Source organism: Amycolatopsis kentuckyensis (genome assembly GCF_041679295.1).
Lineage (GTDB): Bacteria > Actinomycetota > Actinomycetes > Mycobacteriales > Pseudonocardiaceae > Amycolatopsis > Amycolatopsis kentuckyensis_A.
Window position 1 is genome coordinate 420,187 of sequence record NZ_JBGDMD010000005.1, and the last position, 13,372, is coordinate 433,558.

Consider the following 13,372-nt stretch of genomic DNA (forward strand, 5'->3'; position numbering starts at 1 on the left):
CGACCCCATGCGCATCCGCAGTCTCGCCTACGCCGGACTGTCCACAACGGACTTACCTGCCTGGGGGACGTTCGCCGCGGACGTCCTCGGCCTGCCCGGTCAGTGGATCGACGGCGAGCGCCTGCTGCTGCGCATGGACGAGCGCGTGTACCGCTTCGACGTCCGCCACGGCGACACCGAAGGTCTTTCCTGGCTGGGCTGGGAGGTGGCGAGCGCCGCCGACCTGGCCGCCCTCGAACGCGAGCTGGCCGCGGCCGGCGTCGCGGTGACCCGGGCGACCGCGGCGGAGTGCGCCGACCGGCGCGTCGCGGGCATGCTGTGGCTCGAGGACCCGTCCGGGCTCCGGCACGAGCTGTTTTACGGGCAGGAAGCCGACTTCCGGCCGCTGCGCCTGACGCGCGCGCTCGCCGGCTACCGGACCGGTGAGCACGGGATGGGGCACGCCGTCGTCGGCGTCACGAACTACGCCGAAACGCTGGCGTTCCTGGTCGACACGCTCGGCTTCGGCGTCAGCGACACGTTCAAGGGCTTCATCGCGTTCCTGCACTGCAACCCGCGCCACCACTCCATCGCGCTGGTCGAGACCGACGAGCCCGGCCTGCGCCACATCATGCTGGAGACCACGACGCTCGACGACGTCGGCTCGACCATCGACGTCGCCTACGACCGCCGGATCGTCACGCGGACGCTGGGCCGGCACAGCAACGACCGGGCCGTCTCGTTCTACCTCGAGACGCCGTCGGGGTGGGAGATCGAGTACGGCTGGGACGGTCTCGACGTGGACACCGAGACGTGGTCGACGCGGCAGCTGGCCGGGCCGACCAGCCTGTGGGGCCACCACCACGTGACCGGCACCGAGATCAAGACGTCATGACCCCGGACGCCATCGACCCGGACATCACGAAGCTGTCCGGGTGGCAGCGGGAGTGGGTCAAGGCCGCCCGCGCCGAGGTCGACGAGGACGAGCTGGCGCTGCTGTGCCAGGCGGCCACCGACATCCCCAGCCCGACCGGGTGCGAGCGGGAGCTGGCCGAGTACTTCCGCGACGTGATGACCTCGGCCGGGCTCGACAGCCGGCTGCAGTCCATCGACGAGCGCCAGGCCAACCTCGTCACCCGCGTCGGCACCGGCCGCGCGGGCGCGCAGCTGCTCCTGCTCGCGCCGCTCGACACCGCGTTCGCGCCGGGGCGGGAGGACGCGCCGTGGCTCGGCGAGCGGCCCCGCGACGACTTCACGCTGCCCGCGCAGCGGTTCGGCGACAAGGTCGTCGGGCTCGGTGCGGAGAACCCGAAGGCGTTCGCCAGCTGCGCGCTGGCCGCCGCGCTCGCGGTGCACCGCTGCGGCGTGCCGCTGGACGGGCAGCTGGTGGTCGCGCTGGTCGGCGGCAGCATGCCGGTGCTGGGCAGCGAGCTGTCGTCGCGGCGCAACTCGGGCATGAACGTCGGCACCCAGTTCCTGGTGGACCACGGCCAGTGCTCGGCCGACCTCGCGATCGTGCTCAAGCCGGGCTACTCGGTGGTGCACGAGGAGGTCGGGTTCGCGATCTTCCGCGTCGTCGTGCGCGGGTCGGTCGGCTACACCGGCAGCCGGCACAAAGGGCACTACACCAACGCGATCCTGGCCGCCGCCCGGATGATCGGACGGCTGGAGAGCTGGTTCGCCGACTACACCGCGCGCAATTCCTCGGGGCAGGTGGCGCCGCAGGGCGCGATCACCGCGATCCGGGCCGGCGATGGCACCAAGCCGGCGTTCAACCCGGCGACCTGCGAGTTCTGGGTCGACCTGCGGGTCAACCCGCGCACCACGGTGAACGACGTCGCCGGGCAGTTCGAGGCGGTCGTCGCCGAGCTGCGCGCGGCCGAACCCGCCGTCGGCGTCGAGGTCGAGCTGGTGGCGGGCCAGGCGGGGTCGGCCACGCCCGAGGACAGCCCGGTCGTCACCCGGCTGATCCGCGCCTGGGAGGACGTCGAAGGGCGGCCGCACGTGCCGGGCAAGCCGGGCAGCGGGCTGTCCGACGGCGGGGTGCTGCGCCGCCACGGCATCCCGACCGCGCGGATCGGCTTGCCACCGCCTGAGGCACCGAGCCCTTTCGAAGGGTTCTCCATGGGCGTCGCGGACCTGCCCGCCATGCGCCGGCTGGTCGACCTGCTCATCGGTGTCGTGGTGGACGTGACCACCCGGCAGCGGGCCGAACTGCGTGAACTCCCTGCGAGCAGTCGAGGAGAAGACCGATGACCGACACCGTCGGCGACGAGAAGACGGCGCGGCGGCAGGCGAGCGTCGGCGGTCCCGGCCGCCGGGACTGGTCGACCTGGCCGCGCTACGAGAAGGCGGCGCTCGGCTTCCGCGAGTACTGGTACCCGGTGGCGTGGTCGCGCAAGATCGGCCGCAAGCCGCGTGCGGTGCGGGTGCTCGGCGAGAAGATCATGCTGATCCGCGACGGCGGCGCGGTCCGCGCGTTGCACGACCGCTGCCCGCACCGCGGGGTCCCGCTGAGCCACGAGATGTCGTCGCAGGAGTTCCCCGGCACGTGGAGCTGCTGCTACCACGGCTGGACGTTCGACCTGGAGACCGGCGTGCTGGTCGCGGCGATCACCGACGGCCCGGAGTCGCCGATCTGCGGCAAGGTCACCGTCCGGACGTACCCGGTCGAGGAGGCCCGCGGCCTGGTCTGGCTGTGGCTGGGCGACGGTCCGGCTCGTCCGCTCGCCGACGACGTCCCGGAGGAGCTGCTGGATCCGGCCGCTCTGGTGGTCGGCCGGATCACCGTGCGCGAGGGCAACTGGCGCTTCGGCGCGGAGAACGGCTTCGACGACGGCCACGCGAAATGGCTGCACCGCAACGCGTTGTGGACCAAGCGCGTGAAGATGCCGGTGTGGAGCGAGATGAAGGTCATCCGCGACGGGCCGTGGATCACCCGCCGCAAGGACAAGATGCACTACAGCGCCTCGTTCCCCGGCCTGGGCGACTTCCCGAAGAAGAAGTGGTACCGCCGTCGTGAGGGCAACAAGACGAAGGTGTCGCTGCGGCTGCCGGGCACGCTGCGGGTGAAGTACGCGGAGTGGGCGCACTTCGAGTGGTGGGTCGCCGCGACCGCGGAGGACCACACGTACGTCCAGCTCGCCGTGATGAACCAGGGCAAGTGGCGCAACCGGAAGTTCTGGCTCTACTACTGGACGTGGGCGCGCTGGGTGTTCCACGGCATGTTCAACGACGAGGACCGGCTGATGGTGGAGGTCACCGACGCCCCGCCGGAGCGGCTGTACCGCCCCGACGTCTCGCTGACCGAGTGGCGGCGGATGGTCGAGGAGGAGGCGCGGCGGAGCCCCGCCGAGGTCGTCAAGGAGCAGCAGGCGGAGCGGAGGCGGGCGAAGCATGACTGAGCCGTTCCGGCTGGTGGTCGGCATGTCCGGCTCCAGCGGCGCGATCTACGGCATCCGGCTGCTGGAGATCCTGAAGGGCATGCCGGAGGTCGAGACGCACCTGGTGGTGACGCCGGCGGCCCGTCAGACGATCTCTTTCGAGACAGACTGGACGCCTGCGTCGGTCGCTTCCCTCGCCGACTTCACGTACCGGCCTGGGGACATCGCGGCGCCGATTTCGAGCGGGTCGTTCCCGATCGACGCGATGATCGTGCTGCCGTGCTCGGTGCGTTCGCTCGGGGCCATTGCCTGGTCGCAGAACGACAGTCTTTTGGTGCGTGCCGCCGATGTGACGCTCAAAGAGCGGCGGAAGCTCGTCGTCGCTTTGCGCGAGACGCCGTTGCACCTGGGGCACCTCCGCGCGATGACGCAGGTGACCGAGATGGGCGGGATCCTGGCGCCGCTGATGCCGGCGTTCTACGGCCGTCCGAAGTCGTTGGGGGACCTGGTGGACCACCAGGTCGGCCGGTTGTGCGACCTGCTGGGCATCAAGCCGCCGGACGAGCTGGTCGAACGCTGGCACGGTCCCACACCCCAGTGAAAAGGCCCCTTCCGCGGAAGGGGCCTTTCGTCTTGGTGGAAGATCGCCCGCACCGGCACCGTTGACGGTGCGGGCGACCTTCAGTCCAGATAGGACGCCGGAACGTCCTCCAGCAGCGCGCGGTGGTCCACTCGCGCCACCACCTCCGGCGGTACCCGGCACGAAGGCGGGAACACCGCCGGCGGCACGGGCTTCGTGCAGTCGAAGATCAGCTTCGTCTCCATCGGACCCTTCTCCTCCCGGTTGTGCCCGTAGGTCACCGGGTTGAGCTGGCCACCGAGGAAGCCCGGCATGATCGTCAGGTCGCGGTCGGCCTGAAAACGCGTCGCCAGGCACCACAGCGTTTCGACCTCGTTGAACACGTCCACATCGTCGTCCACCACGAACACGTGCTTCAGCAACGGGTCGACCGCCAGGGCCGCGCACGCCGCCAGCTTCGGTTCGCCCTCGACGCGCTTGCTCATCGACAGGTACAGGTGCGACCGCGCCATGCCCGACAGCGGCAGGTGCACGCCGGTCACCGTCGGCACCGCCTCCTTGACCCGGCGGTGGATGCTGCCCATCCGGGGCAACCCGCCGAGCATGCTGTGCTCGGTGTGGGCGTTGAAGACGTCGACGAAGATGGGCTTGCGGCGCATGGTGATCGCGGTGATCTTCACGTACGGCTGCGGGCCGGTGCGGGTGTAGAACCGCGGGTACTCCCCGAACGGACCCTCGACAGCGGTCGCGTCGGGGTCGGTGTCGATCACGCCCTCGATGACGATCTCCGCGCGGGCCGGCACCTCGAGGTCGACCGTCTTGCAGGGCACCATTTCCAGGGGTTCGCCGAGCAGGCCGCCGACGACGTCGAGCTCGCCGCCGATACCCTCCAGTTTGGACACCGCGCCCATCAGCAGTGCCGGGTGGTGGCCGATGACGAGCGCCACCTCCATCGGCTTCTTCTGCTCCCGAAGCTTCCGCAGCACGTAAGCCGTGTGGTGCGCCGGGTTCACCTGGATGCCGACCTGGTCGCGACCCTGCGCCTGGTGGCGGAAGATACCCGCGTTGATCTTGCCGCTGTCCGGGTCGCGGCAGATCGTCACCGCCGAGGTGATGTACTTGCCCGCGTCCAGCTCCTGGTGCTTGAGCAGCGGCAGCAGGCCGACGTCGATGTCGTCGCCGGTGAGCACGACCTCCTGCACCGGCGCGGCGTCCACGGTGACCGGTTTGATCCCCGCGCCCTCGCGCCGGGCGTACTCCGGCACCATGGAGTGGACGTCCGCGCCGATGCTGCGCGCGAGCCGCTCGTAGGTGCCGTGCAGGTTGATGAGCAACGGGATCTCGGAGCCGCCCACGTTCTCGAACAGCACGGCCGGGAACCCCGGGTAGGCCGGGTCGTCCTCCATGCGGTCGACGACGGCGGTGACCTCGAACTCGGGGTCGACGTGCTTGCGCACGACCTTCACCTGGTCCGGGTCCAGTTCGGCCAGGAACGTCCGCAGATCCTTTGCCATCAAACGCCTTCCGTTCGCGAGGTGGCTCGTGAACCGAGTATCCGCCCCGGTCACGGCGGCGAGCGGGCGCGCACGGCAAGAACTAGGGGAATGCTTCGTCCTGGCTCCGGGGTGGCGCTCGGCGGGGGTCGCGCGGTGCTAAATGGGTTCGTCCACGAAGCCGCGCGTCGTCGTACGTCAGGAGAACGACATGACCGTAACCGCAGCGCCGCCCCGCGAAGCCGCGGCGGCCGACCTGGCCCGGTCCTGGGCCGAGGACCCACGGTGGCGCGGAGTCCGCCGGGACTACTCCGCCGAGGACGTCCTGCGGCTGCGCGGCAGCGTGACCGAAGAGCACACGCTGGCCCGGCTGGGAGCGGAGCGGCTGTGGAGCCTCCTGCAGAGCGAGGACTACGTCCACGCGCTGGGCGCGCTGACCGGCAACCAGGCCGTGCAGCAGGTGCGCGCCGGCCTCAAGGCCATCTACCTCTCCGGCTGGCAGGTCGCCGCCGACGCGAACCTGTCCGGCCACACCTACCCGGACCAGAGCCTGTACCCGGCCAACTCGGTGCCGCAGGTCGTGCGCCGGATCAACAACGCGCTGCTGCGCGCCGACCAGATCAGCTGGGCCGAGGACGAAGAGGACGCGCCGCACTGGCTGGCACCGATCGTCGCGGACGCCGAGGCGGGCTTCGGCGGCGTGCTCAACGCGTTCGAGCTGATGAAGGGCATGATCACCGGCGGCGCCGCCGGCGTGCACTGGGAAGACCAGCTGGCCGCGGAGAAGAAGTGCGGTCACCTCGGCGGCAAGGTGCTCATTCCGACCAGCCAGCACGTCCGCACGCTGCAGGCCGCGCGGCTGGCCGCCGACGTCTGCGACGTCCCGAGCCTCGTCATCGCCCGCACCGACGCGCAGGCCGCGAACCTCATCACCAGCGACGTCGACGACCGGGACAAGCCGTTCCTGACCGGCGAGCGCACGCCCGAGGGCTACCACCGCGTCCGCGGCGGCATCGAGCCGTGCGTCGCCCGCGGCCTGGCTTACGCGCCGTACGCGGATCTACTGTGGATGGAAACGTCCAAACCGGACCTGGAGGTCGCCCGCCGGTTCGCCGAGGCGATCAAGGCCGAGTACCCCGATCAGCTGCTGGCCTACAACTGCTCGCCGTCGTTCAACTGGAAGCAGCACCTCGACGACGCGACGATCGCGAAGTTCCAGCGCGAACTGGGGCACATGGGCTACAAGTTCCAGTTCATCACGCTCGCCGGCTTCCACGCGCTGAACCATTCGATGTTCGCGCTGGCCCGCGACTACGCCGAAGAAGGCATGACGGCTTACGTCGAGCTGCAGGAGCGCGAATTCGCCGCCGAGGCGGCCGGCTACACGGCGACGCGCCACCAGCGTGAGGTGGGTACCGGCTACTTCGACCTGGTGAGCACGGTCGTGAACCCGTCGAGCAACACCGTCGCGCTGATGGACTCCACCGAGAAGTCGCAGTTCTACTGAGCATTTCCCCAGTCGGCTCCGTGCTAAAACCAATCGACGCCACATCCAGCCACGCGATAAATGGAATTCAGGACGGTCGCTCATGCGCATGCCCGAGAACCTCGAAGACATGGTTTACGGAGTCTATGGGACCACTGAAATCGCCGTGAAGCCCTGCCCGTTCACGCAGGCCGAGATCGACGAGCTAGAGACCACCAACGAAATGCTCATCTACGTGCCCCAGGAGATCTCCGAGGCGCAGATGATCGAGACCGGGAAGCTCAACACCAACTTCCGCTGGGAAGTCGAGCAGAACATGATCAAGAGCCCGATGACCGACGAGTCGCACTGGCTCGTCTGCTCGGCCTCGCCGATCCCGGAAATGCTCGGCCAGAGCACCCAGGCGATTTCCCGCGTCTACGACGAAGAGGGTCTCGACGGGATGGACTTCCGCCGCTACCTCGCCTTCGTGCTCACCTACCGCCACCTGACCAACGAATACCCGGACTACCGCCAGTGGTGCCTGCTCGTCGGCGGGCACTACGACCGCAGCGGGATCTCGCTGGTCGGCTTCGACAAGTTCGGCAACTTCGGGCACCACGGCTGGATGAAGAACTTCAAGGCCAAGATGTCCGGCGGCCGTTACGTCGCCTTCGCCCCGCGCAAGCACATCAACGCCGAGACCGTACTGCTCGAGCGCCCGCGCCGCGGGTCGCGCAACAAGGCCACGCACGACGCGGGCACCGACTGATCCGCCCGCGAACCTGGACCTGTGCCGTCACTGGAGGAAGAACCATGGCAGACGACGAGCGCGTGGACGTCACGCGAAAGCTCGTTGAGTTCGTCGAGAAGCACCTGCTGGACGGGAAGGACGTGGGCGAGCTGACCACGACCACGCCGTTGCTGGACTGGGGTCTGCTGAACTCGATCGAAACCACCCGGCTGGTCGCCTACATCCGCGAGGAGTTCTCCGTGCGCGTCCCGCCGACGGAGATGGTGGCCCGCCACTTCAAGGACATCGAAAGCATCGCCGACCTGGTGACGTCGCTGCGCGCGCCGGTCGCCTGACCCCCTTCCCGACCCAGAAACGGAGAACCCGTGTCCTACGACTACGACGTCGGCATCATCGGCGGCGGCCCGGCCGGCTCCACGGCGGCTTCCTACCTGGCCAAGGCCGGCCTTTCGGTGGCCGTCTTCGAGGGGGAGACGTTCCCCCGCGAGCACGTCGGCGAGTCCCTCGTCCCCGCGGTCATCCCGGTGATGCACGACATCGGCGTCATCGGGAAGGTCGAGGCCGCCGGGTTCCCCCGCAAGTACGGGGCCGCGTGGACCTCCTCCGACACCCGCCCGACCAGCACGCTGGACTTCGACGCCGGTTCGCACGGCCTCGGCGTGGCGGAGATCGCCTACGAGGAGCGCGACCAGGACGGCGTCGACCGCGTCTACGCCTGGCACGTCGACCGCGGCCAGTTCGACTCGCTGCTGCTCAAGCACGCCGAGGAGCTCGGCGCCAAGGTCTACCAGGGCGTCCGGGTCAACCGGGTCGACTTCACCGACCGCGACCGGCCGGTGCTGCAGGCCAAGATCGGCGAGCAGCAGCTCGAGGTCGCCGTCCGCGTCGTGCTCGACGCGTCCGGCCGGCAGACGCTGCTGGGCCAGCAGCTGAAGGTCAAGGTGCCGGACAAGGTCTTCAACCAGTACGCGGTGCACACGTGGTTCGAGGGCCTGGACCGCGCGTCGCTGGCGCGCCGGCCCGAGGACGCCGACTACATCCACGTGCACTTCCTGCCGCAGGAGAACACCTGGGTCTGGCAGATCCCGATCACCGAGACCATCACCTCGATCGGCGTCGTCACCCAGAAGGAGAAGTTCAAGGAGCACAAGGACGACCTCGAAGGCTTCTTCTGGAACTCCGTCGGCACCCGGCCGGAGATGCTGGACGCGCTGAAGAACGCCAAGCGCGTGCGGAAGTTCAAGACCGAGGGCGACTACAGCTACGGCATGAAGCAGATCGCCGGTGACTCGCTGGTGCTCATCGGCGATGCCGCCCGCTTCGTCGACCCGATCTTCTCCAGCGGCGTGAGCGTCGCGATGAACAGTGCGCGCCTGGCGGCCAAGGACGTCATCGCCGCGCACCAGGCCGGCGACTTCCGCCGCGAGCGGTTCGACAACTACGTGAACACGCTCCGCAAGGGCGTCAACATCTGGTACGACTTCATCTCGATGTACTACCGGCTGAACGTGCTGTTCACCGCGTTCATCGACGACGACCGCTACCGCAAGGACGTCATCCAGATGCTCCAGGGCGACGTCTACGACGCCGAGGAGCCGGCGGCGCTGACGGCGATGAAGGAGTACGTCGCCGCCGTCGAGGCCGACCCGACGCACCTGTGGCACGGGCACCTCGGCAGCCTGAAGGCCTCTTCTTCGGCACTGGCGCTGTTCTAGCCATCCCCGGGTCGTGAGTGAGAAACAGTGTTCTGACACTGTTTCTCACTCACGACCTTTTTTCCGGCAGCGTGATCGGAGAGGTCAGTCATGTCATCGCTCGACGAGCGCACCACCACCGAGCCCGACGCGCCCGCCGGGCCGCGGGGCCGCGCGTGGATCTCCTACCTGGCCATGGTCGTCCTGCCGGTCGTGGCCGCCTTCTTCCTGCTGCGCACCGGCGGCGGTGCCGGCCACGCGCCGACCGGGCACACCGGCGGCGCGGCCGACCCGGTGGCCAAGCTGCTGTTCGCCCTGCCGGTCATCTTCCTGGCCTGCCGGCTGCTTTCGGCGGTCGCGAAGCGGTTCGCGCAGCCGACGGTGATCGGTGAGATCTTCGCCGGCATCCTGCTCGGGCCGTCGTTCCTCGGCTGGGTGTGGCCCGCGGCCTACCACTGGATCTTCCCCGACTTCCTGGCCTCGACGATCAACACGTTCGCCCAGATCGGCCTGGTCATCTTCATGTTCCTGGTCGGCTACGAGCTCGACGTCGAGCTGGTCCGCCGCCGCAGCAAGGCCGCGGTGCTGGTGAGCCACGTCAGCGTGGCGATCCCGTTCCTGTCCGGGGTGCTGCTCGCGTTCGTCCTCCACCCGAGCCTCGGCGCCGGGGTCTCGCGGCTGCCGTTCGCCTTGTTCCTGGCGATCTCGATGAGCATCACGGCGTTCCCCGTGCTGGCCCGGATCATCACCGACCGCAAGATGACGAAGCTGCCGATCGCCGCGCTGGCGCTGAGCTGCGCCGCCGTCGACGACATCACGGCGTGGTGCCTGCTGGCGCTCGTCGTCGCGATCGCCGGCGCGACCTCGATGGCCGCGACCGCGCTGACCGTGGGGCTCACGATCGCGTTCTTCGCGCTGATGCTGTTCGTCGTGCGCCCGCTGCTGCGCCGGCTGTTCGCGCCGACCGAACGGGGCCAGAAGGCGTTGCCCACGACGGCGGTGGTGTCCGTGCTGCTGGCCGGGTTGCTGCTCTCCGCACTGGCCACCAACGCCATCGGCATCCACCCGATCTTCGGCGCGTTCCTCTTCGGCGCCGTGACGCCGCGCGGTTCGCTGCCGATCCGCCAGGCGACCGACCAGATGCACGCGCTGACCGTCACGCTGCTGCTGCCGCTGTTCTTCGTCTACACCGGACTCCGCACGAAGTTCGACCTGATCGGCTCCGACCCTTCGCTGTGGCTCTGGACGGCGCTGATCGTCGTGGTGGCGATGCTGGGCAAGTGGGGCGGGAGCCTGATCGCCGCGCGGTTGTCCGGCATCGGCAGGCGGGACGCGTGGTCGCTGGGCGCGTTGATGAACTGCCGCGGCCTCACCGAGCTGGCGGTGCTGAACATCGGGCTCGACCTCAAGGTGATCAGCCCGACGATGTTCGCGATGCTCGTGATCATGACGCTGGTGACCACCGTGGCCACCTCGCCCGCCCTGTCGTTCATCGAGCGCTACAAGCGCCGGCGCGCGGAACCCGCTCCCGCCGCGTAGGAGCGGTCATGCCCGACATCACGTTCCTGCCCTACCCGGCCTACGGGCACATGACGCCGGCGCTGCCGGTGGTCGCCGAGCTCGTCCGCCGCGGCCACCGGGTCACCTGCTTCACCTCCGCGGAGTTCGCGGACCGGGTCGCCGCGACCGGCGCCCGCGCCGCGGACTACGGCTGCGACCTGTCCACCGCGCAACCGGACATCACCAACGCCGATGAGGCCGCGCGGGCGCCGCTCGACCTGCTCGAACAGAGCATGGCCGTGCTGCCGGCCGTGGAGCGGCTGTCCACACCGGACTTGCTCGTCTACGACACGACGTTGTGGGCGCCCGGGCGGCTGCTGGCCCGGAAGGCGAACCTGCCCACCGTCCAGCTGTCGGCCACGGCCGCGTCGAACGAGCACTTCTCGCTGACGAAGGAGAACCAGACCTTCGGCGAGGCGGTCGACCCGGCGCACCCGGCGATCACGCGGTTCGTCACGCGGCTCGGCGAGCACCTGGCCGGGCACGGCCTCGGGGCGCTGACCCTGGAGGAGTTCTTCACCGGCGGCGACGAGTTCACGCTCGTGTTCCTGCCCCGCGCGTTCCAACCGGCCGGGCAGACGTTCGACGAGCGGTTCGCCTTCGTCGGCCCCTCGGTCGGCGAGCCCGCCGGTTCGTGGACGCCGCCCGCCGACGGCCGGCCGGTCGTGCTGATCACCCTGGGCACGACTGTCAACGACCGCCCGGAGTTCTTCCGCACCTGCGCCGAGGCGTTCGCGGACCTGCCGTGGCAGGTGGTGCTCACGCTCGGGAAGCGGGTGGACCCGGCCACGCTGGGCCCGCTGCCGTCCAATGTGGAGGCCCACCGCTGGGTCGCGCACCCCGACGTCCTGCCGCACTGCTCGGTGTTCCTCTGCCAGGGCGGGATGGGCAGCCTGATGGAAGCGCTGTACTTCGGTGTCCCCGTGATCGCCGTGCCGCACCACCCGGAGCAGCACATCAACGCCCGGCAGATCCGGCGGCTCGGCCTCGGCGTCTCCTTGGACAAGGACACGGTGACCGCCGGGAGCATCCGCGACGCGGTGCTCGCCGTCGACCGCGACGACGCCGTGCGCCGGCGCGTCGACCTGATGCGGCGTGAGGTGCACGCCGCCGGCGGGGCGGTCCGCGCCGCCGCCGAAATCGAGGCGCGGGTCGCGTCCCCGCCCGGAGGGAGCCGGAAGTGACCGAGCCGTTTTCGCTGCCCGTCAAGCGCAGCTGCCCGTTCGACCCGCCCGACGAGTACCGGACGCTGCCGGGAGTCAGCCCGCTCGCGTTCGAGGCCAGTCCCGGGCCGGCCACGGGCTGGCTGGTGACCAAGCTGTCGGACGTCCGCGCGGTGCTGTCGGACGCCCGGTTCAGCCACCGCAACGACCTCGTCGCGCTCGCCGTGCCGCCGCCGTTCCCGATGGACACCTACGAGCCGGAACCGGCCGCGCCCGGCGCGTTCCCGAAGATGGACGGCGCCGATCACGCGCGCTACCGGAAGCTGATCGCGAAGTACTTCACCGTGCGGCGCACCCGGGAACTGGTCCCGGCCGCCGAGCGCATCGCCGGCGGGCTGCTCGACGTGATGGCCGCGCGCGGCACGGAAGCCGAGCTGGTCACCGCGTACGCCGAGCCGCTGGCCACCCGGCTGATGTGCGAGCTGGTCGGTGTCCCGGAGGCGGACCGCGAAGAGCTGCTGCAGCACCTGAACGTCGTGGCCCGCATGCGGTACACCCTGGAGGAGCTGATCGCCGCGGTCACCGTCGTCGGCGGCACCCTGGAGCGGCTCGTCGACGCGGCCTTCGACGACCCCGGCGACGACCTGCTCGGCGAGCTGGCGAGCACCGGCGAACTCGACCGGCCGGAGCTGGTCAACCTCGCGTGGGCGCTCGTCGGCGGCGGCTTCGACACCACGACGAACATGCTGGCGCTGGGCACCTTCGCGCTGTTCGAGCACCGCTCGCAGCTGGAGCGGCTGCAGGCCGAGCCGGGTCTGTGGCCCAACGCCGTCGAGGAGCTGCTGCGCTACCTGACGGTCTCGCACCTCGGCGCGAGCCGAGCGGCGCTGGCGGACGTCGAACTGGGGGAGCACGTGATCCGCGAAGGCGAGACGGTGGTCGTCGCGCTGCCGGCGGCCAACCGCGACCCCGAGCGCTTCCCGGACCCCGACCGGCTCGACGTCGGCCGCGTGACCCAGGGCCACGTCGCGTTCGGCCACGGCGTGCACCAGTGCATCGGCCAGCACCTGGCCCGGTTCACGATGCAGGTGGGCTTCCGGGCGCTGTTCGAGCGCTTCCCGAGCCTTCGGCTCGCGGTGCCGGCGGACCAGGTCCCGCTGCGCGACGACATGCTCCACTACGGAGTCCACGCCCTTCCCGTCACCTGGGCGCGCCGAGTCCTTTAGGCACCGCACTAGACCTCACCTGTCCGTCGTGGACAGCGTTGCCGCGCCTGTGTTGCCGTGGACGCCCGAGCAGCC

General features: G+C 69.9%; 12 protein-coding genes. 11 read left to right on the forward strand and 1 reads right to left on the reverse strand.

Annotated features, from left to right (window positions below; genetic code table 11):
* Positions 1-7: 7 nt before the first annotated feature.
* The 4 genes from ACERZO_RS23040 to ACERZO_RS23055 are packed head-to-tail and all read left to right on the forward strand — an operon-like array spanning position 8 to position 3,963.
* Entirely contained in the window at positions 8-874 is an 867-nt protein-coding gene (locus tag ACERZO_RS23040; protein ID WP_372666796.1) for a VOC family protein, read from the forward strand.
* Positions 871-2,235 (forward strand): M20 family metallopeptidase, encoded by a 1,365-nt coding sequence (locus ACERZO_RS23045; protein WP_372666797.1) that lies wholly within the window; start codon positions 871-873, stop codon positions 2,233-2,235. The genes ACERZO_RS23040 and ACERZO_RS23045 overlap by 4 nt, the downstream gene beginning before the upstream one ends.
* Entirely contained in the window at positions 2,232-3,383 is a 1,152-nt protein-coding gene (locus tag ACERZO_RS23050; RefSeq protein ID WP_372666798.1) for a Rieske 2Fe-2S domain-containing protein, read from the forward strand. The genes ACERZO_RS23045 and ACERZO_RS23050 overlap by 4 nt, the downstream gene beginning before the upstream one ends.
* A complete protein-coding gene (locus ACERZO_RS23055; RefSeq protein ID WP_372666799.1) occupies positions 3,376-3,963 on the forward strand; it encodes a UbiX family flavin prenyltransferase in 588 nt (195 codons plus the stop codon). The genes ACERZO_RS23050 and ACERZO_RS23055 overlap by 8 nt, the downstream gene beginning before the upstream one ends.
* Positions 3,964-4,043: 80 nt before the next feature.
* On the opposite strand, the gene ACERZO_RS23060 is transcribed toward ACERZO_RS23055, so the two are convergent.
* On the reverse strand, positions 4,044-5,456 hold the full coding sequence (locus ACERZO_RS23060) for a UbiD family decarboxylase (RefSeq protein ID WP_372666800.1): 1,413 nt from the start codon (positions 5,454-5,456) through the stop codon (positions 4,044-4,046).
* Positions 5,457-5,646: 190 nt separating this feature from the next.
* Between ACERZO_RS23060 and aceA the strand changes: the two genes are divergently transcribed.
* The 7 genes from aceA to ACERZO_RS23095 all read left to right on the forward strand — a co-directional run bounded on the left by aceA (position 5,647) and on the right by ACERZO_RS23095 (position 13,297).
* On the forward strand, positions 5,647-6,942 hold the full coding sequence (gene aceA / locus ACERZO_RS23065; protein ID WP_372666801.1) for an isocitrate lyase: 1,296 nt from the start codon (positions 5,647-5,649) through the stop codon (positions 6,940-6,942).
* A gap of 109 nt (positions 6,943-7,051) precedes the next feature.
* Entirely contained in the window at positions 7,052-7,672 is a 621-nt protein-coding gene (locus ACERZO_RS23070) for a hypothetical protein (protein ID WP_372666802.1), read from the forward strand.
* Between the two features lie 44 nt (positions 7,673-7,716).
* Complete coding sequence (locus tag ACERZO_RS23075; RefSeq protein ID WP_372666803.1) at positions 7,717-7,989, forward strand: acyl carrier protein; 273 nt, start codon at positions 7,717-7,719, stop codon at positions 7,987-7,989.
* A gap of 30 nt (positions 7,990-8,019) precedes the next feature.
* On the forward strand, positions 8,020-9,369 hold the full coding sequence (locus ACERZO_RS23080; RefSeq protein WP_372666804.1) for an NAD(P)/FAD-dependent oxidoreductase: 1,350 nt from the start codon (positions 8,020-8,022) through the stop codon (positions 9,367-9,369).
* Positions 9,370-9,459: 90 nt separating this feature from the next.
* Positions 9,460-10,887, forward strand: coding sequence for a cation:proton antiporter domain-containing protein (locus ACERZO_RS23085; protein ID WP_372666805.1), 1,428 nt, complete (start codon positions 9,460-9,462; stop codon positions 10,885-10,887).
* Between the two features lie 8 nt (positions 10,888-10,895).
* Positions 10,896-12,092: a macrolide family glycosyltransferase gene (locus tag ACERZO_RS23090; RefSeq protein ID WP_372666806.1), complete on the forward strand. Its 1,197-nt coding sequence runs from the start codon at positions 10,896-10,898 to the stop codon at positions 12,090-12,092.
* Positions 12,089-13,297, forward strand: coding sequence for a cytochrome P450 (locus ACERZO_RS23095; RefSeq protein ID WP_372666807.1), 1,209 nt, complete (start codon positions 12,089-12,091; stop codon positions 13,295-13,297). The genes ACERZO_RS23090 and ACERZO_RS23095 overlap by 4 nt, the downstream gene beginning before the upstream one ends.
* Positions 13,298-13,372 lie beyond the last annotated feature (75 nt).